The 22,235-nt window shown below is 68.5% G+C and carries 24 protein-coding genes and 3 pseudogenes; 13 read left to right on the top strand and 14 right to left on the bottom strand.

Translation table 11 applies throughout. The features are described from left to right. The first annotated feature begins 320 nt into the window (after positions 1-320). The 7 genes from ACZ4N4_RS24495 (at position 321) to ACZ4N4_RS24465 (ending at position 4,461) form a co-directional block, all read left to right on the top strand. Positions 321-884, top strand: coding sequence for a quercetin 2,3-dioxygenase (locus ACZ4N4_RS24495; RefSeq protein ID WP_467592087.1), 564 nt, complete (start codon positions 321-323; stop codon positions 882-884). Further along, positions 866-1,036, top strand: coding sequence for a DUF1427 family protein (locus ACZ4N4_RS24490; RefSeq protein WP_467592085.1), 171 nt, complete (start codon positions 866-868; stop codon positions 1,034-1,036). The genes ACZ4N4_RS24495 and ACZ4N4_RS24490 overlap by 19 nt, the downstream gene beginning before the upstream one ends. Continuing rightward, on the top strand, positions 1,033-1,305 hold the full coding sequence (locus ACZ4N4_RS24485; protein ID WP_467592083.1) for a DUF1427 family protein: 273 nt from the start codon (positions 1,033-1,035) through the stop codon (positions 1,303-1,305). The genes ACZ4N4_RS24490 and ACZ4N4_RS24485 overlap by 4 nt, the downstream gene beginning before the upstream one ends. Then, the gene (locus ACZ4N4_RS24480; RefSeq protein ID WP_467592081.1) at positions 1,289-2,269 is read left to right on the top strand and encodes an amidohydrolase family protein; all 981 of its coding nucleotides are present in this window, start codon (positions 1,289-1,291) and stop codon (positions 2,267-2,269) included. Before ACZ4N4_RS24485 ends, ACZ4N4_RS24480 begins: the two co-directional genes overlap by 17 nt. A gap of 10 nt (positions 2,270-2,279) precedes the next feature. Beyond that, positions 2,280-3,194: an alpha/beta hydrolase fold domain-containing protein gene (locus ACZ4N4_RS24475; protein WP_467592079.1), complete on the top strand. Its 915-nt coding sequence runs from the start codon at positions 2,280-2,282 to the stop codon at positions 3,192-3,194. A gap of 94 nt (positions 3,195-3,288) precedes the next feature. After that, positions 3,289-3,732: a MarR family winged helix-turn-helix transcriptional regulator gene (locus tag ACZ4N4_RS24470; protein WP_467592077.1), complete on the top strand. Its 444-nt coding sequence runs from the start codon at positions 3,289-3,291 to the stop codon at positions 3,730-3,732. 87 nt (positions 3,733-3,819) lie between these two features. Beyond that, positions 3,820-4,461 (top strand): carbonic anhydrase, encoded by a 642-nt coding sequence (locus ACZ4N4_RS24465; protein WP_467592075.1) that lies wholly within the window; start codon positions 3,820-3,822, stop codon positions 4,459-4,461. A gap of 172 nt (positions 4,462-4,633) precedes the next feature. Here the strand turns inward: ACZ4N4_RS24465 and ACZ4N4_RS24460 are convergent, their stop codons facing one another. Genes ACZ4N4_RS24460 through ACZ4N4_RS24450 form a run of 3 tightly spaced genes read right to left on the bottom strand, consistent with a single transcriptional unit; the run spans position 4,634 to position 5,783 of the window. Beyond that, positions 4,634-4,900 carry a DUF4235 domain-containing protein gene (locus tag ACZ4N4_RS24460; RefSeq protein ID WP_453574183.1) on the bottom strand — a complete coding sequence of 89 codons (267 nt, stop codon included), beginning with the start codon at positions 4,898-4,900 and terminating at the stop codon, positions 4,634-4,636. Continuing rightward, positions 4,897-5,367: a DUF3618 domain-containing protein gene (locus tag ACZ4N4_RS24455; RefSeq protein WP_467592073.1), complete on the bottom strand. Its 471-nt coding sequence runs from the start codon at positions 5,365-5,367 to the stop codon at positions 4,897-4,899. Before ACZ4N4_RS24455 ends, ACZ4N4_RS24460 begins: the two co-directional genes overlap by 4 nt. Next, positions 5,364-5,783, bottom strand: coding sequence for a phage holin family protein (locus ACZ4N4_RS24450; RefSeq protein WP_467592071.1), 420 nt, complete (start codon positions 5,781-5,783; stop codon positions 5,364-5,366). The genes ACZ4N4_RS24455 and ACZ4N4_RS24450 overlap by 4 nt, the downstream gene beginning before the upstream one ends. A 498-nt stretch (positions 5,784-6,281) precedes the next feature. Between ACZ4N4_RS24450 and ACZ4N4_RS24445 the strand changes: the two genes are divergently transcribed. From ACZ4N4_RS24445 to ACZ4N4_RS24430, 4 genes are all read left to right on the top strand, one after another. Continuing rightward, on the top strand, positions 6,282-7,019 hold the full coding sequence (locus ACZ4N4_RS24445) for a DUF4097 family beta strand repeat-containing protein (protein ID WP_467592069.1): 738 nt from the start codon (positions 6,282-6,284) through the stop codon (positions 7,017-7,019). 711 nt (positions 7,020-7,730) lie between these two features. After that, the gene (locus ACZ4N4_RS24440) at positions 7,731-8,660 is read left to right on the top strand and encodes an oxidoreductase (RefSeq protein WP_467592067.1); all 930 of its coding nucleotides are present in this window, start codon (positions 7,731-7,733) and stop codon (positions 8,658-8,660) included. A 117-nt stretch (positions 8,661-8,777) separates the two neighbouring features. Further along, positions 8,778-9,491, top strand: a complete 714-nt coding sequence (locus ACZ4N4_RS24435) for a hypothetical protein (protein ID WP_467592887.1) — start codon at positions 8,778-8,780, stop codon at positions 9,489-9,491. Beyond that, positions 9,460-9,936, top strand: coding sequence for a DUF6924 domain-containing protein (locus ACZ4N4_RS24430; RefSeq protein ID WP_467592065.1), 477 nt, complete (start codon positions 9,460-9,462; stop codon positions 9,934-9,936). Before ACZ4N4_RS24435 ends, ACZ4N4_RS24430 begins: the two co-directional genes overlap by 32 nt. A gap of 145 nt (positions 9,937-10,081) precedes the next feature. Here ACZ4N4_RS24430 and ACZ4N4_RS24425 read toward each other — a convergent pair whose 3' ends face one another. Together ACZ4N4_RS24425 and ACZ4N4_RS24420 are read right to left on the bottom strand one after the other, a co-directional pair. Continuing rightward, positions 10,082-10,246, bottom strand: coding sequence for a hypothetical protein (locus ACZ4N4_RS24425; protein WP_467592063.1), 165 nt, complete (start codon positions 10,244-10,246; stop codon positions 10,082-10,084). A 425-nt stretch (positions 10,247-10,671) separates the two neighbouring features. Further along, positions 10,672-11,094, bottom strand: a complete 423-nt coding sequence (locus ACZ4N4_RS24420) for a pentapeptide repeat-containing protein (protein ID WP_467592061.1) — start codon at positions 11,092-11,094, stop codon at positions 10,672-10,674. A gap of 349 nt (positions 11,095-11,443) precedes the next feature. On the opposite strand from ACZ4N4_RS24420, the pseudogene ACZ4N4_RS24415 reads away from it, so the two are divergent. Next, positions 11,444-11,835 (top strand): annotated as a pseudogene (locus ACZ4N4_RS24415) (hypothetical protein). Between the two features lie 13 nt (positions 11,836-11,848). On the opposite strand, the gene ACZ4N4_RS24410 reads toward ACZ4N4_RS24415, so the two are convergent. From ACZ4N4_RS24410 to ACZ4N4_RS24370, 9 genes and pseudogenes are all read right to left on the bottom strand, one after another. Further along, a complete protein-coding gene (locus ACZ4N4_RS24410) occupies positions 11,849-13,180 on the bottom strand; it encodes a lanthionine synthetase LanC family protein (protein ID WP_365114160.1) in 1,332 nt (443 codons plus the stop codon). 145 nt (positions 13,181-13,325) lie between these two features. Beyond that, positions 13,326-14,200, bottom strand: a protein-coding gene (locus ACZ4N4_RS24405) for an IS5 family transposase (protein WP_467592059.1) whose coding sequence is annotated in 2 segments (ribosomal slippage) — positions 13,326-13,963 and positions 13,963-14,200 — 876 coding nt in all. Because the reading frame shifts where the segments join, the coding sequence is not laid out codon by codon here. 59 nt (positions 14,201-14,259) lie between these two features. Further along, the gene (locus ACZ4N4_RS24400; RefSeq protein WP_467592808.1) at positions 14,260-14,784 is read right to left on the bottom strand and encodes a carbohydrate binding domain-containing protein; all 525 of its coding nucleotides are present in this window, start codon (positions 14,782-14,784) and stop codon (positions 14,260-14,262) included. An 893-nt stretch (positions 14,785-15,677) separates the two neighbouring features. After that, positions 15,678-16,100: a hypothetical protein gene (locus ACZ4N4_RS24395; protein ID WP_467592057.1), complete on the bottom strand. Its 423-nt coding sequence runs from the start codon at positions 16,098-16,100 to the stop codon at positions 15,678-15,680. Then, positions 16,097-16,927 (bottom strand): annotated as a pseudogene (locus ACZ4N4_RS24390) (IS5 family transposase). The gene ACZ4N4_RS24395 and the pseudogene ACZ4N4_RS24390 overlap by 4 nt, the downstream one beginning before the upstream one ends. Before the next feature lie 51 nt (positions 16,928-16,978). After that, positions 16,979-18,080, bottom strand: a pseudogene (locus ACZ4N4_RS24385) (IS110 family RNA-guided transposase). Positions 18,081-18,551: 471 nt separating this feature from the next. Further along, positions 18,552-19,832 (bottom strand): MFS transporter, encoded by a 1,281-nt coding sequence (locus ACZ4N4_RS24380; protein ID WP_467592055.1) that lies wholly within the window; start codon positions 19,830-19,832, stop codon positions 18,552-18,554. A 120-nt stretch (positions 19,833-19,952) separates the two neighbouring features. Beyond that, a complete protein-coding gene (locus tag ACZ4N4_RS24375) occupies positions 19,953-20,531 on the bottom strand; it encodes a TetR/AcrR family transcriptional regulator (RefSeq protein WP_467592053.1) in 579 nt (192 codons plus the stop codon). A gap of 209 nt (positions 20,532-20,740) precedes the next feature. Beyond that, positions 20,741-21,460, bottom strand: coding sequence for an SDR family oxidoreductase (locus ACZ4N4_RS24370; RefSeq protein ID WP_467592051.1), 720 nt, complete (start codon positions 21,458-21,460; stop codon positions 20,741-20,743). A 155-nt stretch (positions 21,461-21,615) separates the two neighbouring features. Here ACZ4N4_RS24370 and ACZ4N4_RS24365 point away from each other — a divergent pair, with 155 nt between their 5' ends. After that, on the top strand, positions 21,616-22,197 hold the full coding sequence (locus ACZ4N4_RS24365) for a TetR/AcrR family transcriptional regulator (protein ID WP_467592049.1): 582 nt from the start codon (positions 21,616-21,618) through the stop codon (positions 22,195-22,197). The last annotated feature ends 38 nt before the right edge of the window (positions 22,198-22,235 follow it).

The following is a 22,235-nucleotide window of genomic DNA, read 5'->3' as shown; positions in this document are numbered from 1 at the left end:
CATGCGGACCGGCCGCGTCGACCGGGCGTTCCTGCGCGAAGTGGGAAGCGGGGCACTACCCCGCAGGCCCACGACCCGTTGCGCGACACGACAGGCTGACCTGCGCCGGGGACCGGAGGGCGCGCCCAAGCCGCACCTTGGCCTTGGTGCGAAGAGGTGCCCGTCACCGTTCTCGGGGGCGCGTTTCATCGAGGCGGTGGGGTCCGCAGGGCGGGCGCGTCCTCGGATTCCGGGGCGGAGGACTTCCCATTTCCTCGATGTCAGGTAACCTGACATAGCTTGCGACAGAGAGAGAATCAGAGAGAGACCGGAGGTCCGTCATGACCATCGAGTACGCCACCAGGTACCGCTCCCGCTCGTTCATCGCGCCGGACCCCGGCAAGCCCTACTTCATCGAGAAGGGGATGGGGGACCGGGCGCACCTGTTCGGCGACCTGTTCACCATCTACGCAGGCGGCGAACAGACCGAGAACACCTTCAACTTCTTCACCTGCGACGGCCCCAAGGGCGACATCATCCCAGCGCACACCCACGCCGACACCTACGAGGTCTTCTACATCACCCACGGGGCGGTACGGCTGTTCGTGGAGGACCAGGAGGGCGAGCAGTACGAGAAGCTGCTCACCCCCGGCGACTTCGGGTTCGTGCCGAAGAACTGCCCGCACTCCTACCGCATGGAACGCCACCACTCCCAGATCGTCGGGGTGGCCGCCGGACCCGGCAGCGGGAACTTCGAGCGGTTCTTCGAAGCCATGGGCACCCCCACCGACGAAATCACCCTGCCCGCACGGCCGTTCATCCCCGAGCCGACCAAGTTCGCCACCGTGCCCAAGGAGTACGACGTACGCTTCCTGCCCGGGCACGAATGGCGCACCGGGAACTGACCGCCGTGCCCTACGTCAAGGCTCTCCTGGCGGGCGTGCTGGTGGGAGCGGTGTACTCCGTGCTGCGAGTGAAGTCCCCCGCACCGCCGCCCATCGCCCTCTGCGGACTCCTCGGCATGCTGGCCGGCCAGGCGCTGCTGGCGGCCCTGTGAAAGCCGCTTCGGCCAAGCCGGTCGCCTTCCTGCGAGCCGCCGCACTCTCCTTCGCCGCCGGGCTGCTCATCGGAGCCGTCTACTGGGCCATGGACATCCGCTCGCCCGCCCCGCCCCTGCTGGGGCTCACCGGCCTGGCCGGCATCGTCGCCGGGGAGCGCACGGCATCAGTGGTCCGCACCCAGCTGGACGGCACCGGCACGACCCGCCGATCCACCCCTGCCGGCTCCCCATCCCACGAGGACCCCGCTCATGAACACACAGACTGACGGCGCCCGGCTCATCGACGTCCACGCGCACTTCGTCACGGACTCCTACGTCCGCCAGGCCCGCGCGGCCGGCCACGAGCTGCCCGACGGGATGCCCGCCTGGCCGGCCTGGTCGGCCGAGGCGCACCTGGAGCTCATGGATCGCAGCGGCATCGACACCGCCGTGCTGTCCGTGTCCTCACCGGGGGTGTACTTCGGCGACACCGAGGCCGCCCGCGCCCTCGCCCGGGAGGTCAACGAGGACGGCGCCCGCGTCGTGCACGCCCACCCGGACCGCTTCGGCCTGTTCGCCTCGCTGCCCCTGCCCGACGTCGAGGGCAGCCTGACGGAGATCGCCCACGCCTTCGACGAACTCGGCGCGGACGGCGTCGTCCTGGAGACGAACACCCACGGCGTGTACCTCGGGGACGAACGCCTGGAACCGGTCTTCGCCGAACTCGCGCGCCGCCGGGCGGTGGTCTTCCTGCACCCCACCTCACCGGTCTGCTGGAAGCGGTCCGCACTCGGCCGCCCCCGCCCCATGGTGGAGTTCATCTTCGACACCGCCCGGACCGTGACGGATCTGCTGTGCGCCGGGACGCTGGCACGACACCCGGAACTGAAGGTGATCGTGCCGCACTGCGGCGGCGCGCTGCCCGTACTGGCCGATCGAGTCAACGCTTTCATGAACCTGTTCATGGGAGCCGGGCCGGACACACCGGACGCCGTCACCCAACTGCGGCGGCTCCACTACGACCTGGCCGGCCCCGCCTTCCCCCGCCAGGTCCCCGCCCTGCTCGGCCTGGTCGAACCCGAACAACTCCTCTACGGCAGCGACTACTGCTGGACTCCGGCACCCGCGGCCCAGGCCCACGCCGAGTCCTTCCGCTCCGAGCCCGCCCCGGTGGCCGACACCACCTGGCCGACCCTCACCACCGCCAACGCCCGGACGTTGCTGCCCCGCCTCGCCCACCGGCCCGGATAGGAGACCCTCAGTGCTCTCGGCGAAAACGCCCTTCCCCGTCGGCGGGATGCCACCGTACGACCCGGCGACCCTGCCCCTTCCCCCGGCCGCACTCACGAACGCCGGAGTAAGGCTGCTGCGCGCCGCGGTGTACGACATGCCCGAAGGCAGCCGGCCACTGGAGATGGACCTGTGGCTGCCGGCCGAGGTAACCGAGCCGGTGCCGGTCGTCGTCTTCGTGCACGGCGGCGCCTGGCGCACGGGGCTGCGCGACGACCTCGGTCCCCGCTTCCGCGGCTGGGCCCCCAGCCCCTTCGCCCGCCTGGTGCGCGCCGGGTTCGCCGTCGCATCGCCCGACTACCGCCTGAGCGGCGAGGTCACCCATCCCGGTCAGCTCCATGACCTCCACACCGCGCTGACCTGGCTCCACACCAGGTCCGCCGACCTCTGCGTGGACACGACCCGCACCGTCCTGTGGGGCGAGTCGGCCGGCGGGCACCTGGCGGCCCTCGCCGCCCTCACGGCAGGTGACCGGGTCGAGGGGCTCGTCGTACGGGGCTGCGTCACCTGGTACGCACCGACCGACCTGACCCGCCTGGCCGAGGACCAGCCCCCGGGCGCCTTCGACCCGGCCGACCCGGGCACCCCCGAAGCACAGCTGATCGGAGGCGCGCCCACCGAGGTACCGGCACGTGCCCGGGAGGCCAGCCCGGTCCGGTACGTGTCATCGCAGGCGCCGCCCTTCCTCGTCCTGCACGGCACCGAGGACGCGCTCGTGCCCTACGCCCAGAGCGAGCGCCTCGTCACCGCGCTGAGGGAGGCGGGCGCCCGCGCGGAGCACCTGCCGGTGCCCGGTGCCGCCCATCTGTGGCTGGGTATCGCGGAGGAAGAAGTGGAACGGTGTTTCACCACGACCCTCGACTTTGCCGCACGCAGCGTCGGCTGACCGTCCGGGCCCCTTCCCGTGTGGGCGACCGGTGTGCGCGCCGGGTGGGAGACGGAGTGGATAATCCGACTCGTCGCCGACCATTCGAGGAGCCATGAGTCATCGGTCAGCCAACGTCCCGCAGCTGTTCTCCGAAGCCAGGCGCTGGTTCGAGGACGCGCTCTTCGCGAGCATGGAGGCGGCCGGAGAGCAGCCGGTGACCACCGCCCAGGCCTCCGTCTTCGCCATGCTCGACGAGGAGGGCACGACCGTCTCCGAGTTGGCGCGCCGGATCGGCGTCACCCGCCAGACAGCTCATCAGGCGGTCCACAGCCTGATCGGCATGGGGCTGCTGAAACAGATCCCCGACCCCGAGTCCGCGCGCCGGGTGCTGATCCGTACGACGGACGACGGACGGCGTGTCCACGAGCGGGCCCAGGCCACCATAGGGATCATCGAGGCGGTGCTCGCCGAGCGGATCGGCCGGCCGGCCGTCGAGGCGCTGCGGCAGGCCCTGACCGCCGACTGGGGAGAACCGCCGTTCGTCGCCGCTCCCTGAGGCGGAGGACACGGGAGCACCTTTCGCCCGAGGCTTCCGGCAGGACCAGGCCGTGCGACTGCTGATGCCAGGTCCTAGGCTACGACCATGACCGAGATCCAGACCCCGGCGCCCCGCGACGCCTTCGAGCTGCTGCTGGCCGGTAACCAGCGCTTCGTCACGAGCGCCCCCGTGCACCCGAACCAGGACGCCGCCCGCCGTGCCGAGATCGCACCGTCCCAGCAGCCCTTCGCCGTGCTGTTCGGGTGCTCCGACTCCCGGCTGGCCGCCGAGATCATCTTCGACCGCGGCCTTGGCGACCTGTTCGTGGTGCGCACCGCCGGCCACGTCATGGGGCCGGAGGTGCTGGGAAGCATCGAGTACGGCGTGGACGTGCTGGGCTGCCCGCTGGTCGTGGTCCTCGGCCACGACTCGTGCGGCGCGGTCGGCGCGGCGTGCGCTGCCCTGGAGAACGGCATCGCACCGGCCGGATACATCCGGGACGTCGTCGAGCGGGTGACCCCCAGCGTGCTGGCAGCGCGAGCCGCCGGACAGGTCGAGCCCGAGGAGATCCTCGCCGAGCACATAAGGCATACCGTCGACCTGCTGCTGGACCGCTCCCGGGTACTCGCCGAGAAGGTCGCTGCCGGCCAGGCCGCCGTCGTGGGCCTGTGTTACCGCCTGGCCGACGGCAGTGCACAGCTCGTCGCGTCACGCGGCCTCGATACGGTGGTCCCCGCCGCGTCCTGACACCCCGCCCGTGGCTGCTCGGCTCGATTCGCCGCGGTCGGAAGACCCCCGAACAGTGAATACGGAGCCCATCGGGTTCACCGCTTCCTCATCATGGCAGGGCCCCCGATGGCTCACGGAGCCGACCGCCCGCCCGGCACCGGACGCTGCGGGGGGACGCCGACGGGAGTGGTCAGCCGGGCCAACTGCCGGTCAGCCGGCGGATGGCGGTTGCGCCGCCGCGGTCGACGGCGGCTTTGACCCCGGCGAAGATCGCGCCCTGCAGTGCGGCTGCGGTCAGGACCTCAGGCCAGGTGCGGTGTTCGTCGGTGGCGTTCGGGGTGTCCTCGTCGTGGCCGATCCGTTTCCAGACCTGCTTGAACGCCGCACCGGCCAGCATGCCGCCGAGGGCGCCCATGGCCGTGCCGAGTGGTCTGTAAGCGATCTTGCTCGCTTTCATCGCTGCTTCCTGGAACGGCGGACGAGCAGCAGCGTGATGAACGCGCCGACCGCCACGAACAGCGGGGCGCGGTTGGCCCATGCCGCCCGCAGGCCCTGGCCGGCCTTCTCGCGTACCGGCTCCGGGGTCTTCTCCCACGCGAGCTGACCGGCATGAGTTGCCTTGACGCGAACCTGTTCCGTGGCGGCGGCGGCCTTGGCACGCACCGGCTCCGGGGTCCTGTCCTGCACCACGTGGATCACGTGTGCCGCCTTGTCCCGCAGTTGGGCCTCGGCCTGTGTCTTCTTCTTCTCGACCTGCTGCCTGACGGCGTCCGCCTTCTCCTGGGCGCGGGCCTTGACATCGACCTTGGCCGTGAGCGCCGCGACGGTCTCGCCGAGTTCCTCGCGGGTCGCCTCGACCTGCTGACGCAGTTGCTCTGTGGAGGGCGTCGCCTCATCGCCCGTGTGCGGCTTGTCCTGGGTCATCGCTGTGCCCTCTCCTTGATTTCGGCTACGTCGGCCTTGACGCTGTCGATGGTCTGTTCCGGCGTCGGCGGGGATGCCTTACTGATCTGCCGCTTGCCACGAGCCGCCGTCAGCGCGGTGACGGCGGCCAAGACGGCGGTGACGACCAGCGCCGCCGCCCACACATCCATGACAAGCGAGAGCGCGGCGATCACGGTGGCCACCAGCGCCTGGAGAGTGAGAACACCCATCAGGCCGGCGCCGCCGAGCAACCCGCCGCCCTTGCCGAACCGTTTGCCCTTCTGGGCCATTTCCGCCTGTGCCAGGCGCATTTCGTCGCGGACCAGCTGCGACAACTGCTGCGAGGCACGTTGGACCAGGTCGCCGACCGGTTCCTGTGCTCCACTGTCGGTGCGTGGGGAACCCGCTGCGGTCATGGGTGCTCACCTGTCCTTCGTCGGCATAGCGGCGGATCCTGGGTCGTTCGACGTCCGTTCGTGCTCGCCGAAGGCCCTGGATTGCCGTGGGCTGCGACCAATCGGCCTTCTCCTGCCACCGTCTGATCGTGTGTCCGGGTACCCGACCAACGGCACCTCACCACTCGTCGGAGCAGAAGCCACCACAACGGTCGGAGTGCGGCAGTACCAGCGCGACCGCCGTCGGGCACGCCGGAAGGGTGGCGCGCGCCATCTCAAGCGGGACTTCGTAGCGGCCGGACGAAGAGGAGACGGCGAGAAGTGCGGAGCCGAGGATTTCCTTGGCGGACGGGTCCGGTCCAGCACCTTGGGATCGCAAGCTGTCTCCAGGCCGTGGCGGTGGTGAATGAGGGCCCAGTCCCCGCATTGGGGGGTTATCCCCAGTGAGGGCGGGGGAGCGGCTGCGTAGGATCGCGATGACTGATCAACGATTCAACTCGCTTCACACGGGGGACTTTCATGCGACGCCCACAGACGCGCGTTCTTACCGCGGCGGCTCTGGCTGCTCTCACGGTCAGCGGGCTGTCCGCGTGCTCGGCGCTCAGCCAGAAGACCTACGAGGACGATGCCAAGGTGCCGCAGAGCATCACCTCAATCCGCCTCGACAACAGGAACGGAGATGTGAAGGTGGACGCTTCGGCGGACGCCTCCACGATCTCCGTGCACCGCAAGGTCAACTACCGCGGTGACAAGCCGAGTGGCACGTCCTTCCGCGTCAGGGACGGCGTCCTGGTGCTGTCCGGCTGCGGCAGGAACTGCGGCGTCGACTACATCGTCAAAGTGCCTGCCGGTCTTGCGGTGACAGGGGGCACGTCCAACGGTGGCCTCACACTCACCGATGTCGGCACGGTCGACGTACACACAAGCAACGGTGAGATCGCGGTGACCAACGCCACGGGCCCTGTGAAGGTACGCACGTCCAACGGTGACGTCAACGTCAAGGACGTCAAAGGCAGCGGCATCGACACGCAGACATCGAACGGCGAGGTGACGATCCAGACGGACACCCCGCAGAACATCAAAGTTCGCACGACCAGCGGCAACCTCACGGTCACCACACCACCTGCCAAGTACGAGATCTCTGCGAACGACTCCGACGGCGACAAGAACGTGGCGTTCAAGAACGACCCGTCAGGCACGTACCGCCTGGATCTGTCGACAACGAGCGGTGACTTGACTGTGAAGTCGGCAGGCTAGTCCGCCGACCGAACAAGGCCGCGTGGCCACTTCGAGCAGGCAGCCGGGCGTCAACCGCTGACGGACGATCCACTCCGTGGACTGGCGCCCACGACGAGCGTGAGCACCCCGACAACCGGTCACACCCGCCCTTTGACCAGTGAGCCCTCTGCATCCGCATCTGAGCCGGCCAGATGGAGGGTGAGGACAACTTGGACGAGGCTCGTGATCCGGAGCGTTGGCTCTGTTCACGAGATCGGGTTCTGGCTCAACTTCCGTGATTGGTGACAATCCGTCACGGCTACTGGACGACCGGGGAGCGTGGTGCTTGCTGGCGGGGGGTGCCATGATCGGCTGAGGCTGGCTGAAAAGTGCAGAGAGCGGGGGGTGAGTGGAGAGGTTCACCGTTGAGCCGCTGAGGGTGATCCACTTCTCTGCTCGCGGGCAGGCCGCGTTCCAACTCGTTCATCGGAGCCCCATCCGGCCGATGGGGTTGTGATCGTCTTGTCCGGCCGCGCCGACCGCAACCCCATCCTCCGCGACCACGGCAGGACAGCAGCAGAAGGTCTGATGCTTCGGCCACCGGCGCTCTCTCGTCAAGTCCAACGGCTATGCGACGATGGTGAGTTCCCGATAGGGACGTGATGTTTCGCCCAGCCTGTCGACCTGTCGCAGCACACCGTGACGGCCTCATACTCCAGGACCTGACGAACCGACGGGCGAAGGAGCACGGTGAGCGCAGCGGCGACAGCAGGGACCTGGAAGCTGGGGGACCTGGAGGTGAATCGCATCGGCTACGGCGCGATGCGGCTGACGGGCAACGGCATGATGGGGAACTCCGTCGGCACGCCGATCGACCGCGATGCCGCCGTTGACCTGCTGCACAGTGCGTTCGAGCAGGGCGTCAACCACATCGACACGGCCGCCTTCTACTTCTCACCACTGCGGTCCGCGAACGAGCTCATCAACCGCGCCCTCTCGTCCTGGCACGGCGACGTGGTCGTGGTGACCAAGGTCGGCCCGGCACGCGATCCCTCTGGTGAATGGCTCTACACGGTCCGCCCCGACCAGCTGCGTGGCCAGGTCGAGGAGAACTTGCGCCAGCTCGGCCGGGACTACCTGGACGTGGTGAACCTGCGCGTCGGCGGCCCTGGCACAGCCTCGATCGCCGAGCACTTCGGCGCCCTCGCCGAGCTGCGCGAGGCCGGCCTGGTCCGGCACCTCGGGCTCTCCGCCGTCCTGCCCGAGCACGTGGCCGAGGCCCAGATGATCGCGCCCGTGGTCTGCGTGCAGAACTCCTACGGCCTGGACTGGCGCCGCGCCGACGAGAGCGGGCTGGTGGACCTGTGCGGGGAGCAGGGCATCGCCTTCGTCCCGTTCTTCGCGGTCTCCGGCCTGCGACGCGAGGCAGCCGCAAGCCAGGAGCAGGACGGGCGCGTCCAGTCCGTTGCCCGCGCCCACAATGCGACGCCGGCCCAGGTGCGGCTCGCCTGGACCCTCCACCGCGGTCCGCATGTGCTGGCCATTCCCGGCACCAGGAGCCCGGCGCACTTGGCAGAGAACATCGCCGCAGGAGTCCTGCGCCTGACCGAGGAGGAGTTGGCTCTTCTCGACAAGCCGGACGAGGGCACCGTCCGAGACTCTGCCCGCGACGCTCGGTGAACTTCCCCAGTCCGTCGAGAGCCGAACCGAGCGGGGCGCAGAGTGTTCCTAGTCGTTTTCAGGGCTCTGTCCGCAGTTCCGTGAATCCCCCCAGGTCAGTGTCAGGAACGCGACTGCTTGCGCAAACGCGCCGAGGAGGAGACGGCGACCGAAGTGGCCGACGTGCCCGAGGTGACCCCGATGCCGTTACCGCCCACGGAACTGCCCCACACCCAGATCATCGAGCGCACCCGCCACCGCTACGAGGACATCCACCGCCTGCTGGAGAAACGCTGGACGATCAGCGCGATCGCCCGACGCCTGAACCTCGACCGCAAGACCGTCCGCCGCTTCCGCGACACCAACCTCGACCAGTTGCTCGCCTCCGTCCGAGAACGCCGGCCCAACGGCGTACTGGAGCCGTTCAAGGCACACCTGAACAGCCGCTTCACCGAGGCGCAGGGCCAGGTCAGCGACACCCGGCCGTTCCTGGAGATCCAGTCCCGCGGCTACCGCGGCAGCCGTCAGGTCGTCCGCAGGATACCTCCTGCTGGAGTGGATACGGCAGGCCGAACAGGACGCACCCAAGCCCATGAAGGGCTTCGCCGGATTTCTCCGCCAGGACCTCGGCGCCGTCACCGCCGGTCTCACTCTCCCTTGGAGATCCGGTGTCGTCGAAGGCCACGTGAAAGGGGTGAAAACACTCAAGAGAGCAATGTACGGCCGAGCCTCGTTCGAACTGCTACGGACCCGCATCCTCGAAAACGGCCCGTGAGACAGTCGGGCACAGCTCACCGATCGTCACCGAGGAGAAGGATCCATGAGAGCGTTGCCCGCCGTCACCGGCCGTGATGAGTTCGACGTCCTTGTCGTCAGGACCGACTACGACGATGACCAGGCGTGGCGGAACGTGACGGCGGCGCTGCTGGAGCCCTGGGGGGACAGGCAGTACGAGGCACACGTCCACTTCATAGACGACCCGGCCTGGACAGGAGCGACCGTTCACGAGGCGCTGAACGCGGTCCGCGCCGACGAGAACCTCGCCGTTATCTTCCTCGCCGACCGGAGGACCATGCAGGCCGAGAGCCACGCGTTGCTGGCGGTCACCACGCTGACGCGGGAGGAGTGCGTCGACGACCAGGACTACGAGCAGCTGACCGAGTTCGGTCGTGAGTTCCGCACCGTCCCCGCAGGAGTCCACGACGTCCACGCCAACCTGAGCATCGGCAACCTGGGCTTCGAGGAGTACGCCGCATGGGCTCACGATGATCCCGAGGGGATCTACCGGTCCTTCTGAACAGGGCTCACGGAACTGCGGACAGAGTCGTTTTCAGGAGTCGCCATCAGGGCTCCGCCGCGAGACCACTCGGACGAGCTACAACCACCGCTCTACCCGCAGTCACGGACATGTAGGCTATGAGTCGTCGCAGTTCAGAACCGGTTCACGAGCTCCTGCGGTCGGTAAAGATCTCAAGTTCGCAATCCCCGATCATGAACTGGGCCCGGCTGGCGGTCTCGACCAGTTTCCGCAGCTCAGCCACGATCTCGGCATAGCGGTCCGCGCTGACACTGCCGACCTTGCCACTGGCCTGGATCTCTTCGGGCATGGCAGTCACCACCCACCGCGGGACCGGGGCACCGCCCCGCGGCCGTGACAAGACCCGGCCCACTCCGTGAGCCGAGAGTCAGTCCGTAAATGTGATGATCGCAACGAGCGACCACAAGTGACCTGGTTCTGAACGGAGTTGCGATTCAGATGCGTTCGCGATGCGGTCACTGTGACCGTTCGCCGAACGAATCCTTCCGGACCCTCCGAGCCCTCGTCACGCACCGCCTGGAGCAGTAGACCGCGTTCGACCGACGGTCCACCCCCGCCACCCAAATAGCCCCGCACCCCGGGCACTTGGCCAGACCAGCACCGCTCAACTCGGCCGCCACTCCCCCCGGCGGTTACGGGACAGCCCTTAGATGATCGATTCCAAAGCTTGGTTGACGCCCGCTGCACGTGTTCGCGCTTTTCGGCGAGAGTCGATCATCCGATGAGGGGCCAGCCGATGACCTGTTCCAGTTGGAGGTCGCGGAGAACAGCTTGGTCGAGCTTGGCGTCGGTGGCGTTCGTCAGCCCGTGGGGTGGGGCACCGGTGAGAACCAGGCCGAGGCGGGCGCCGGTCAGGTCCGCGGATCGCAGGTCGGCGCCAGTCAGATCGCAGCCCGCCAGAGTGACCCCCCGCATAGAGGCGCCGCTCAGATTCGCTCCGCGAAGATCGCATAGTTTGAAGTGGCAGCCATCGAGAGTGGCTTGGCGGAGATCCGTCTCGCGAAATGTGCACCGCGTGAACCACAACGACCGCAAGCGCACCGAAGCGAGATCCGCGCCGTCAAAGGACTCCCGCTGGAGAGTCGCGTACTGACGGCGGGATGCGAGGTTCTCCTTCAGCCTTACCGGTCGGCTCATGCTGGACATCGTGCCAGCTCTTGAATGAGGCTGTCGGTGCCGGACAGTTGCCACCGAGCTGCTCTGGACGGTGCTGCAGGGGTCCGCATGCAAGTCGTCGGTCTTCTCATAGGGTGCGGTCGCGAGGGCGGGGCTGCTGTTCGCCTTGTTTCGTCAAGTCTCCAAAGCAACAAATAAGGGAGGTGAGCGCCGCGCCGTAGATGAGGCCCCGGAATGACTCGGGCGGCAGCGGCCGGATGAACCTCCACCCGGTGTAGGACAGTTCATGGCGACGTACTACCGTCCGCGATCCAACAGCAAGATCACTAGGCCGTGTATCGGAAGTGAATCTTGCACATAGGGTGTCGGAATGTCACTGAGCCACATAGCACTCTCGTCTGGACGTTCGATCGAGCTCACCGAGCTGCGAATGTCTTCGACCTACGGAGGGATGCTGGAGGGCTACCCGTGCAAGCCCGTCAATGACATGAAGGTCAGGAGTCTCCAGCGGCAGGCTGAACGTGCGTTCCCCTCCACGCCGGTCCATGCGGTTCCCCCTCCCGCGAGTACCCGGACCAGGCTGCCGGCGCCTTCGGCCCCGTTGAGGTGCTGCCTTCCGTGGCCTGCATCGGCGCCTTCCGCTCGACAGCGGTCGCCCCTGAACTCGACCCGGTCCTGCACCGTTCCGCTCTTGGCCTAGGGTGGCCCACGCATCGCACAAGGCCTGGGCCGAGATCGTTATGGATTACTTGTCTCGAATGAGGCCACCACTCGCTCATGAGTCCGTGCGAGTACTCCGCAGGTGCGCCGGCACGGCCCACCACTGGTCCGGGCGGTCCACGACCGGGGCGTCGGGGCCGCTCTCGCCGTACCGGGCGAGGCGCAGAAGGTAGGCCGCGATGCCTGCCGCGCCCTGCATCCACGTCGTCTGGGGCGGCAGCAGCGGCGGGTCCTCGCGGTGTTCCAGAAAGCGCCAACGGGCGCCCGCATCATCCCTGATGACCCGGTCGACCAGCGCATCGCCCATCCGGTGCGCGGCCCGCAGCAGGGTCTGCCTCCGCTGCGGCGCCCGGCAGTCCTGGGCGGCGTCCAGCAGGACGTCCCCGACGCCTGCCGTTCCGCAGCAGCGGCCGTCGTTGTCCCAGAAGCCGGGACGGAGGCGTTGCGGCAGGCCCGAGGTGAGGATCGAGGTCATACAGCGGTGCCGCAGTTCGTCGACGTCATGGCCCGCCACTTCGGCGACCCCTGCGTGCGCCAGTGCGGTGAACAGGTGCGAGGTGCCCGCCGGGCCGTGGCACCACGTGTACGTCACCGGTTCCACCTCCCGTTTCGACGGCGGGATCGTGTGCGGGACGACGAAACCGGCGTCCTCCAAGGACCCCACCGAGAGGACGTGCCGGGCGCCTTCCACCGCGGCCTCGATGAAGTCCTGACGGTCCAGGGCGGTGCCCGCGACCGCCAGTGCGGCCGCGATGCCGGCGGTTCCGTGCGAGTAGTTCGGTGCCCTCGACGGCCTCCCCGGCGTCATGCCCCAGTCGAGGCCCGCTTCCGTACGGTCCGCCGCCCGCAGCAGCGCCTCGCCTCCCGTCGTCGCGATCGCCTCTGCGAACTCGCTCTTCGCCCAGACCGCCGTCATCACGACGCCCGCGGTCCCCATGATGACGTCGGTGAGGGGCGCGTCGGAGCCCGGTTCGAAATCGAGGGTGGTCTTCCATCCGTCGCCGGTCGCCAGGGCGGCCAGCCGCCGCAGTGCCACCGCTTCCTCGCCCGGGGCGAGCAGTCTGAGCGCCGTCGCGTCGCCTGCGAGGCCGTCGTACAGCGAGGGTTCCGTTCGCTGCCCGGCCTGTGCCGACAGCCTGGTCACGATGCCGGTCGCCAGCGCCGCTTCCCGCGCGCTCAGCTCCCGGTACTGCGCGATCTCGGCCAGCACCGGGGCCAAGCCGGCGATCCCCGCGTACAGCGAATCGCGGTCCTGTGGCGGCGACACGGTTTCCGGACCGCCCTCCACCACCGCCTGCACGAGCCATGGGCCCTCGGCCTCGCGCACGTGGTCCAGCACCCACGACCAGGCGGCCTCGCCCACGTCCCGATATACGTCGCTCCTCATCCGGTCACGCTACATCCCCCGGATGAGCAGCCCGTTCGGCGGGGTGTCGCCGGTCTGTCGGTTCCGGCGGTCCTGGGTACCGGCTTCCGCGGCCGCCTTCAGGTCACGCAGCCCTGCTTCGAGGCCGTCGCGCGACGGGTGCCGATCACAGCCACTCGTTGATAGCAGCGATCAGGACGGTCGCCTCGTAGCGGCCCGCCAGCTTGTCGTAGCGCGTGGCGACGGCGCGGTGCCTCTTGAGGCGGTTGATCCCGCACTCGACCGCGTGGCGCTTGCGGTAGTCGGCCGGGTCGAAACGTGGTGGTCGGCCGCCGCGGGAGCCGAGCTTCTGGCGGTTGCGTGCCTGGTCGGCCTTGTCGGGGATGGTGCAGCGGATTCCGCGGCGCCGCAGGTAAGCGCGGTTTCTGCGGGAGGCGTACGCCTTGTCGGCGCGGACCCGATGAGGACGGACACGTGGCCGGCCCGGCCCTATGCGGGGCACGCGGACTTTCTCCAGTACGGGTTCGAACTGCGGCGAGTCCCCGCGTTGCCCGGCCGTGATCACGATCGACATGGGCTTTTGGCCCTGCTCGACGGCGAGGTGCAGCTTGGTGGTGAACCCGCCGCGTGAGCGTCCCAGTCCGTGGTCTCCGGGCTCGGCGAAGACACCGCCCGGTGGTTTCTTCTGCAGGCCGCCCTGCCTTCGGGCTCCGGCCGCGTGCTGGTGGGCGCGGCAGACCGTGGAGTCGACGCTCAGGTCCCACATGATCGCACCCTTCGCGTCGGCCAGGGACTGGAGCCGGTAAGGACCCGCTGCCAGGTTCCGTTCCGCTGCCACCGGCGGAAGAGGTCGTAGACCCGGCCCCACGGTCCGTACTCGACGGGGACGTCCCGCCACGGAACCCCGGTCCGAACTCGGAAGCGTATGCCGTCGATCAACTGCCGCCGGGACCAGACGGGCGGCCGCCCCGCCCTCATCCCCTTCGGGAGCAACGGCTCCAACACCGCCCACTGGTCGTCCGTGAGATCACCCCGACCCATGAACTGTGATCATTCACAGCCCAAGATCCACTTTCGATACACGGCCTAGATGACAGGCTCTAGGTGTGACCGCCGCCACTGGCCCGGTTCAGGGTGATGTCGTCGGCGTAGTAGTTGCCCTGGGCGTACCAGCCGTGCACGTAGATCGTCGCGCTGGTTTGGGAGGCGCCTGTGGTGAAGGAGACGGTCAGTGGGCCGTATCTGGTTGGGGACGTGGTCCAGGTGGATGCGCCGCCGTTCACGCCCAGGTATACGTAGGAGCCGCGGACCCAGGCGCTGAGTGAGTAGGTGGTGTTCGGCCGTACCGCGACGGTTTGGTTGCACTGTGCGGTGTCGCTCGAACTCACCGTCGCCTGGAGGGCTTTGGAGCCCTCGTGGACGGGGGAGGAAACGATCGAGCCAGGGTTGCCGGTGCAGCTCCACGGCGAGAGGCCGCCCGACTCGAAGCCGGGGTTGGTCAGAGCGTCGGCGACCCCGACCGCGCCCGGGGCAGCCGATGTCGGGTCGGCTGACGCGCTCGCCGAGGGCGGGGTCTGGGTGGCCCCGGTAGCGCTGGGGATCAGGAGAGAGCAGCCGAAGCCCACGACGGCCGACGCGGCGATCGCGATCGCCCCGGCCGCCCGGCGCTGTCCTGGCCCCGGACGGGGGCGGTCTACGGCACGCGGCGTGTGGGTGTCGCCGTCGAGTGGGGGGAGTTCCTCCGTCTTGCCGCCCGGGACAGGCGGGAGTTCCTCCGTCTTGGCGTCGGTCGTGGTGTGGGGGACGGGTGCGGCCACGGTTGCGTGGCCGCGGTAGTCCTTGTCCTGGCGTATGTCGTCGAGCAGTTGGGCCAGCGCGTCGGTGCGGCGCGGGCGCAGCACGCGGATGGGCTCCAGCGCGGTGCGGTCGTCCGGTGCGTCGGACGCGGGCGGTGTGGGCACGGTGCTCTCCTTCCGTCCCGTGGCATAGACCGGAGTTGTCCCTCGGCATTCATACGCAGCGCCCGCCCCGGAGGTTCAGCCGACACCGCACCGGGGGAAGCCACGCTCAACGCCCGTGAGGTCAGGGACAGCCGTACGCCGCCCGGGCGTTGACGCGAGCGGGTCTCAAGTCCTCGCGTATCGCGAACGCCGTCCGGTTTGTCCACGGCGAGCACATGGTCCTTGTCCCGCGTCGACACGACGCCCGCGCCGAGCTGCCCGGTACGCGCGGTGGCTATGCCCGGCCGGCTGGCAACCGAGGCCATCGAGCCGTCGGTGCCGAGACCAAGCTCCTCGGCACCGTCCACAACCTCAGCAAACTCATCACCAGCCCAGACGATGTTGCTCTTGACGCCCGGTCGGGCGAAGCCGTGCGAAGGCTTCAAAGCTTGCTTCGAGCTGCGCGAAGCTCCTGGCGGAGAAGGGTTGTTCCTGTCTGAGAGTGCGGAACGTAGGCTCTTGTCCGTTTCGTGGTTGAGGTTGTGGAAGGACCGCTGGTCGCGGGTGGGGGGTGGTCCTCAGGCGCCGGGGCAGGCGAACAGGCCGGGTTCGGGTTCGATGAGGATGCCCCGGCTGACCAGGCGTTTCAGTTTGCATCGGATGCCTTCGGTGTTCTTCGGGAGGATCGGCAGGTCGAGGGCCTGGCAGAGGTCGCGGGCGCGTATCGGCCGGCCCGCGTCGGTCAGGGCGGTGAGGATCTGCTGGTAGGCGGGGTGGTCCGGGATGTCGGGGCGGTCCGGCCCGGTGGAGGGTGAGGGCAGCGGGAGAGTGAGGAGGGTCTTGCGGGTGATGCGCAGGTTCTCGCTCTCCGCGTAGAGTTCGCCGAGCTGCCGGGTGAGCTCTTCGATGCGGGATCGGAACTGCCCGGCCTGGTCGTCCAGTTCGCGTTCGCGGGTCTCGATGTGTTCCAGGATGACTTTGACCTGTGGGTTCTCGCTCATGCGGTCCTCCAGGAGGCGATGGTGGCTCCGGTGAGGCGACGGCTAATGACGGAGGCCATCGCCCACAGAACGCGGGAGCGGGAGGAGGCGGGGCGGTCTTCGTAGTCGCGTACGAGACGGCGGTAGAACATCAGGATCCCGTTCGTCTGCTCCACGATCCACCGTTTGGCCTGCGGAACGAAGCCCTTGTCGTCCGGGTTGCGCTCGACGATCTCGACGTCGATACCCACGTTCTTGCCGTGCTCGACAACCTTCTTCTTGAAGCCCTGGTCGACCAGGGGCTTTTTCACCGTGTCGCACTGCTCGGTGACAGCGTCCAGCAGGGCGATGCCGGCGGTGTTCTCGTGCGCGGAGGCGGGCAGGACAACGCAGTCAATGACGAGACCCAGCATGTCCACGGCCAGGCATCTCTTCCTGCCCGGCACCCTTTTCGCGGCGTCCCGGCCCGTCGTCCTGGCCGGGACGCCGACGGCCACGTGGATGCTCTGCGTGTCCAGGACCACCAGGCTCGGGTCGGCTAATCGCTTCCGCTTCTCCCGCAACTGCCAGCGCAGCAGATCGTGAATGTCCTGGTCGGTGCCCTCGTCACGCCAGAGGTAGAAGTAGTACTTCACCGCTCCGGGCGGGGGCATGTCATGGGGCAGGAACTCCCACTGACAACCCGTGCGGTTCTGGTAGTGGATCGCGTTCACGATCTCCCGCGTCGCGTACTTCCCCTGATGCCCGCTGACCGACGGATGCCGGGCCTTTCATGCCGCGATCACGGGTTCGACGAGCGCCCACTGCTCATCGGTGAGATCGCTCGGGTACGGCTTGCGCATGCTCATGCCACAACTCAAGCGAACCCCGAACTCCTGACCACCAGCGATGCCCCCACGTCACACCTTCGAGCGATGACAAGACCGACGGAACGCCACATCCCGCACTCTGAGGTGCAGCTGTGCGACGTTCATGCTGGTCAGATGCTTGTTGACCTCTCGCGCGATGAAGCGTTTGAGGCAGCGGAAGATGTCCTTCTTGGACATGCCTTCGGCAGTGCGTCGCGCGACGTAGAGTCGGGTGCGGGGGTCGTAGCGCATGCGCACGAGGGCGATCGTGTGGAGGGCATGGTTGGCTTGGCGGTCACCGCCGCGGTTGAGGCGATGTCGGTTGGTCCGGCCGGAACTGGCGGGGATGGGGGGCTGCCCCGCACAGGTGGGGGAAGGAAGCCTCGGACTTCAGCCGGTCTGGATTGTCACCTGCGGTGATCAGGAGTTGGGCGGCCGTCTCGGTGCCCACACCGATCAAATCCACCAGCCTGGGAGCCGCTTGCGCGACCAGGGGGCTGAGTTCGGCGTCGGCCTCGGCTATCTCCTGGGTGAGGTGCTGGTAGCGGCGAGCCAGGCGCCGTAGCGCGGTCCGGACTGCGCAGGTCGGGTCGGCGAGGTCCGCGCCGGGGCGAGAGCGGGCCAGCTGCGCAATCAACTGGTGGGTAGGCAGGTTGCGCAGGCGTTCGCGGACCTCGGCGGGGGCGGAGACGATGAGCGTACGGATCTGGTTGATCGTCTGGGTGCGGGACTTGATGGTCGAGCGGCGGACCACCCGCAGGGACCGGATGGCCTCCACGATGCCGTCGCGGGTCTTGGGTCGGCCGTGGGCGCGGCCGGACAGGACGGCGGTCGCGGCGGCGTAGGCATCGACGGGGTCGGACTTGCCGTTGACCCGCCGGGCCTTGCGGTCAGGGCGGTCGACGTCGACCACGGATACCTCGTTCGCCCCCAGGAACCGGGCAAGGGCGGAACCGTAGGCGCCGGTCCCCTCAACCCCGGCGGCGAGCACGTCACCGTGCGAGCGCATCCACTCCAGCAGGCGGCCGTAGCCCTCGGGGGTGGTGGGGAACGGAGCGGTGGCCAGGTGCCGGCCAATGGTGTCAATCACCGCTGCCTGGTGGAAATGGGTGTGGGCGTCCACGCCGCCGACCACCGCGATCTGATCTGCCATGCTGAGTCTTGCTGTCCTTCCGTGCGATGCGCGAGGGATCGCACGGGCCGGTCGGGCGTCAGGACAAGACTGTGATGGGACCTTTGGCCGGGCTCCTATGAGGTCACAGGCGCCCGACCGGCCGCGTGCATTGCGGCACCGCCCAGCCGGCCGACGATTCCTCGAAAGGACAGCCCGAAGCGTCAATCGTTCGGTGGGTCAGGCCACCGGGCGGTGCCGTGATCAATCCTCACAGTCGTTCGTACAGTGGCGCGCTCCACCTGGACGCCCTGAACCACGCCCGCTCCACGGTGTGTGGGTCGACGGCAGACGGGATGGGAGCTGGGGAAGGTGGTGGGTTGAGCAACATGGGAACCGCTCCGCCTGGCAACTTGCCACTTGTCTCTAGGGGCAAATGGCCCAAACTCGTCAAAGGTGAACTCTGCCGGGCTTTGGCCACCGACCTGGGGCGATTCCGGTAGCACGGAATGCTCACTTATGGTCAACGGTTTCGTGGACGCGGTTCGCGGCGCGCTGCGCGACGGGGGCCGAACGGGCCGCGGCGCCGTCAGCCATCCGGAATCCGGGACGCCGCGTGCGCGACAGCATGACCAGACCCATGAGGAGCGCCGCGCCGAAGAAGACGCTGAAGGACGCGGCGCCGGTGAGCAGACCCGTCGGCAGTCCGTGCGCGGTGACGACCCAGCCGAGCACGGGCGCCCCGACTCCTTGGGCGGCGTAGCCGGCGAGGTAGCCGCCAGACGCCATGCTCGCGCGGTGGTGTGGCGCGGCGTAGATGTTGAGGACGGTCAGCCCGCCGGCGAAGTCGAAGGCGTAGGCCGCGCCCGCGCACGCCGACGCGAGGAAGAAGACCGCCATCGAGTGGGTGGCGCTGGTGACGACGAAGAGCCACACCGCGGCGACCGACCCGACTGCGCCGACCGTCACCAGGGTCCACGGCCCCAGGCGCCGGGCCAGCAGGGCGCTGACCGCGATGAACGCCGCGAACACCGACAGCAGCGCGCCGGTGACCAGGGCGTTGGTCGAACCGACCAGCTGATGGGCGATCTTCGCGCCGAGCGGCAGCACGATGGCGCCGAGGAGGAAGGACGACGCGAACGCGACCGCGCCGGCGGCGAAGACCCCGCGGTTGCCGCGGGGGATGACGATCGCGCGCACGCGCCACCGGGTGCTTGTCTCGTTCGCGGTGTGGTGCGGCATGCCGGCGACGAAGCAGACGACAACCGCGATCACGGCGGCGAGGACGAAGAAGTTCAGGTGCAGCGGGAAGGGGGCGTACTGGGTCAGGGCGCCGCCGACCAGCATCGCCAGGGCGATACCGGACGAGGAGATGGCCGTGCCGACCGATCCGGCGCGCCCTTCCTTGCCCGGGGCACTGAACTCCACCATGGCCACGCTCGCGGGACTCAGGGACAGGCCGACGCCGAGGCCCATGAAAGCCCGCCCGGCCAGGAGCCAGGGGACGCCGTCGGCGAACGCGAAGAGGAGTACCCCGGCGAGCTCGGCCAGCAGGCCGAGCAGCATGGCGGCCCGCCGCCCGATGTGGTCGGACAGGTCGCTGAAGACGATCAGAACGGGGATCAGCGCGATCGGATACGCGGCGAAGATCCAGGTCACCGTGGTCGTCGAGACATGCCAGTCGGCCTGGTAGAGCGGATAGGTCATGGTGGGGCAGGCGCTGGTCCAGAGTGCGAGGGCGACAACGGCGCCCGCGGTCCAGAAGGCGGCACGGGTTTTGAGGAAGGGTTGCACTGAAGCACCATTCTTGAACTCGAAGTACAAAATAAGGGCAGGCGAGACCCGGGCCCGGGCGCGCCAGGGGTCAGCGGGCCGACGGCAGGGGCCAGAAGCCCGGAAGTGGGGGGCCGACGGTCAGAGGGAGTCGATCACCGCGTCGATGATGCGGGCCGGCCGGTCCGCATCATCGGCGAGGCGCACCGCGAGCCGCAGCCCCACCACTGTGTTCTGCAGCATGGCGGCCAGGCCGGCGGAGTCGCGTTCGGGCGGGATCTCCCCCGAGAGCTGCCCCTCCTCGATCACGGCACGGAAGGCGCTCTCGTTGCGCTCGAAGGCACGGCGGACGAGATCGGTCGCCACCTCGTCGGTCCGCGACACCACCGCCGCCGTGTTCACCGCCATGCAGCCGCGGCGGTCCGGGTCAGCCAGATCCGTCCGTACGAGGGTCTCAAGAGCCCTGCGCAGGCGCACCTTCGCCGGTCCGGGTTCCTCGAGCGCCTGCAGCAGCACGCTCGTCTGCCGTTCGCGATAGCGCCGGAGCGCCTGCTCGAACAGCCCGCGTTTGCTGCCGAAGGCGTTGTAGAGGCTGCCTTTTCCGATCCCGAGAGCGTCCACCAGGTCCTGGGGCGTGGTGGACGCATAACCCTTCCGCCAGAACACCTCCATGGCCTGTTCCACAGCGACGTCCGGGTCGAACTGCTTGGGCCTTGTCATGCGGGCGACCCTGACACCTAATTGGACCTCTGGGTCAAAAACCCGCGACGTGTGGCGAGTGCTACCTCCCCTCCCTCCTCGGCGGCAGCGGGTCGATCCGCGCCCACAGCTCATGCGGCATGACCCACCGCGATGCCCCCGCACGTCGCGTGCGACGCTCAACTCGCCACACGGGCACGGGGCCTGCAGCGCCAATGCACCCCATCGTCTCAGCCGCTGTTGCGGCCGAGGCTCGCGCCGCCGTCGACGCGCAGGGTCTGGCCGGTGATGAAACCCGCCTTCTCGGAGAGCAGGAAGGCGATGGCGGCAGCGAGCTCGTCCGGGCGCCCGAACCTTCCCATGGGAACACCCGCCAGATAGCGGGCGGCCGAGGCCGACCCAGGCGGGTTGGTCTTCATGAACAACTCGGTCTCGGTGGGGCCCGGGGCGACGGCGTTGACGGTGATCCCGTGTGCAGCAAGCTCTCCCGCCCAGCCTCGCGTCAAGAACTCCTTGGCGGCCTTGGCCGCACCGTAGGACGTTCGATCGGGCAGCCCCAGGGTGACCAGGCTGGTGACGTTCACAATGCGGCCCCAGGACCGTTCGAGCATGCCGGGCAAGACGGCTTGGACGATCTGGACCGCGGTGCGCACGTTCATGTCGAGAACCGCGTCGAGGTCGGACAGAGCGACCTGCCCGACGGGCGCGGGTCGCACCACGCCCACATTGTTGACCACGGCGTCGACCGGTCCCGCGGCCAGCACTTCGTCCAGGACCTGATCGGTGGCCGCACGGTCGGAAAGGTCGGCTTCGTAGAACTCGCCGGGAAAGGACTGCGGTGCGCTGCGGGCGATGCCCACGGGGGTATGACCTTCTCCTGCCAGCTGCTCGACGAGGGCGCGGCCGATGCCTTTGGACGCGCCCGTGATGAGTACTCGCCTGCGGGTCATGGGTTCACTCCTTTGCTGCGCTGATCCGCGCATCAATTGCGTGTGGGGGCGGGGGGCCTTGCCCCGAGTAATGGGCTGCCGTCTTTGACAGCCATGTCATGTTTGACAGTGTTGCAAACTTTGACGACTGCGTCAAAAATGGCTAGCATGGGGGCATGGCAGGGCGACGTCAGTTCGACGAAAAGCAGACGCTGGAGCAGGTCCTGGACGTCTTCTGGCGTCAGGGCTACGGCGCCACCTCGATGGCAGACCTGGCGATCGCAACCGGCGTTCAGCGTGGTTCGCTCTACAACGCGTATCGCGACAAGGAGACGCTGTTCCTGCGCGTCTTCAAGGATTACGAGGCCGCCTTCCTCGCCGACGCCGCAGCGCTGCTCGCGCACCCTGACCTGCGGCAGGCACTGCTGGACTTCTTCGACTTCACCATCGAGTCCCTCACTGCGGGCACCCCCGCCCGCGGCTGTCTGTCGACCAAGACGGCCACCGACACCCGGGCCGGGACGGAACCCATCCGGGCCGCGCTGCGCGGCCTGCTGGACGGTCTGGAATGCGTCCTCGCCGAGCGGCTCTCCCAGGACGACGCCGCCGGTCTGCTGGCGGTCCCGCCGGTCGAGGCGGCGCGGGTCCTGGTCACCATGACGCGCGGCAACGTCGTCATCGAAAGCGTGTACCAGGATCCGTCCCGGCTGCGGGCCACGGCCAAGACCCTGGTCGACATGATCATCCACGCTGGCTGACGGCCCTCGCCGGCATCCGGCGGTCCCTTCCTTCGACG

It is taken from the genome of Streptomyces sp. NPDC026538 (assembly GCF_055567535.1).
This window is presented reverse-complemented; position numbering and strand designations above follow the sequence as displayed.

Excerpts from the sequence above, each read along its gene's own strand:
- ACZ4N4_RS24460 (WP_453574183.1), bottom strand. The coding sequence starts at position 4,900 with ATGAAAGCGAGCAAGATCGCTTACAGACCACTCGGCACGGCCATGGGC.
- ACZ4N4_RS24420 (WP_467592061.1), bottom strand. The coding sequence starts at position 11,094 with ATGAGCCGACCGGTAAGGCTGAAGGAGAACCTCGCATCCCGCCGTCAG.
- ACZ4N4_RS24425 (WP_467592063.1), bottom strand. The coding sequence starts at position 10,246 with ATGCCCGAAGAGATCCAGGCCAGTGGCAAGGTCGGCAGTGTCAGCGCG.
- ACZ4N4_RS24455 (WP_467592073.1), bottom strand. The coding sequence starts at position 5,367 with ATGACCCAGGACAAGCCGCACACGGGCGATGAGGCGACGCCCTCCACA.
- ACZ4N4_RS24445 (WP_467592069.1), top strand. The coding sequence starts at position 6,282 with ATGCGACGCCCACAGACGCGCGTTCTTACCGCGGCGGCTCTGGCTGCT.
- ACZ4N4_RS24450 (WP_467592071.1), bottom strand. The coding sequence starts at position 5,783 with ATGACCGCAGCGGGTTCCCCACGCACCGACAGTGGAGCACAGGAACCG.
- ACZ4N4_RS24375 (WP_467592053.1), bottom strand. The coding sequence starts at position 20,531 with ATGACAAGGCCCAAGCAGTTCGACCCGGACGTCGCTGTGGAACAGGCC.
- ACZ4N4_RS24365 (WP_467592049.1), top strand. The coding sequence starts at position 21,616 with ATGGCAGGGCGACGTCAGTTCGACGAAAAGCAGACGCTGGAGCAGGTC.
- ACZ4N4_RS24430 (WP_467592065.1), top strand. The coding sequence starts at position 9,460 with ATGAGAGCGTTGCCCGCCGTCACCGGCCGTGATGAGTTCGACGTCCTT.
- ACZ4N4_RS24395 (WP_467592057.1), bottom strand. The coding sequence starts at position 16,100 with ATGAGCGAGAACCCACAGGTCAAAGTCATCCTGGAACACATCGAGACC.
- ACZ4N4_RS24470 (WP_467592077.1), top strand. The coding sequence starts at position 3,289 with ATGAGTCATCGGTCAGCCAACGTCCCGCAGCTGTTCTCCGAAGCCAGG.
- ACZ4N4_RS24490 (WP_467592085.1), top strand. The coding sequence starts at position 866 with ATGGCGCACCGGGAACTGACCGCCGTGCCCTACGTCAAGGCTCTCCTG.
- ACZ4N4_RS24480 (WP_467592081.1), top strand. The coding sequence starts at position 1,289 with ATGAACACACAGACTGACGGCGCCCGGCTCATCGACGTCCACGCGCAC.
- ACZ4N4_RS24495 (WP_467592087.1), top strand. The coding sequence starts at position 321 with ATGACCATCGAGTACGCCACCAGGTACCGCTCCCGCTCGTTCATCGCG.
- ACZ4N4_RS24370 (WP_467592051.1), bottom strand. The coding sequence starts at position 21,460 with ATGACCCGCAGGCGAGTACTCATCACGGGCGCGTCCAAAGGCATCGGC.
- ACZ4N4_RS24465 (WP_467592075.1), top strand. The coding sequence starts at position 3,820 with ATGACCGAGATCCAGACCCCGGCGCCCCGCGACGCCTTCGAGCTGCTG.
- ACZ4N4_RS24410 (WP_365114160.1), bottom strand. The coding sequence starts at position 13,180 with ATGAGGAGCGACGTATATCGGGACGTGGGCGAGGCCGCCTGGTCGTGG.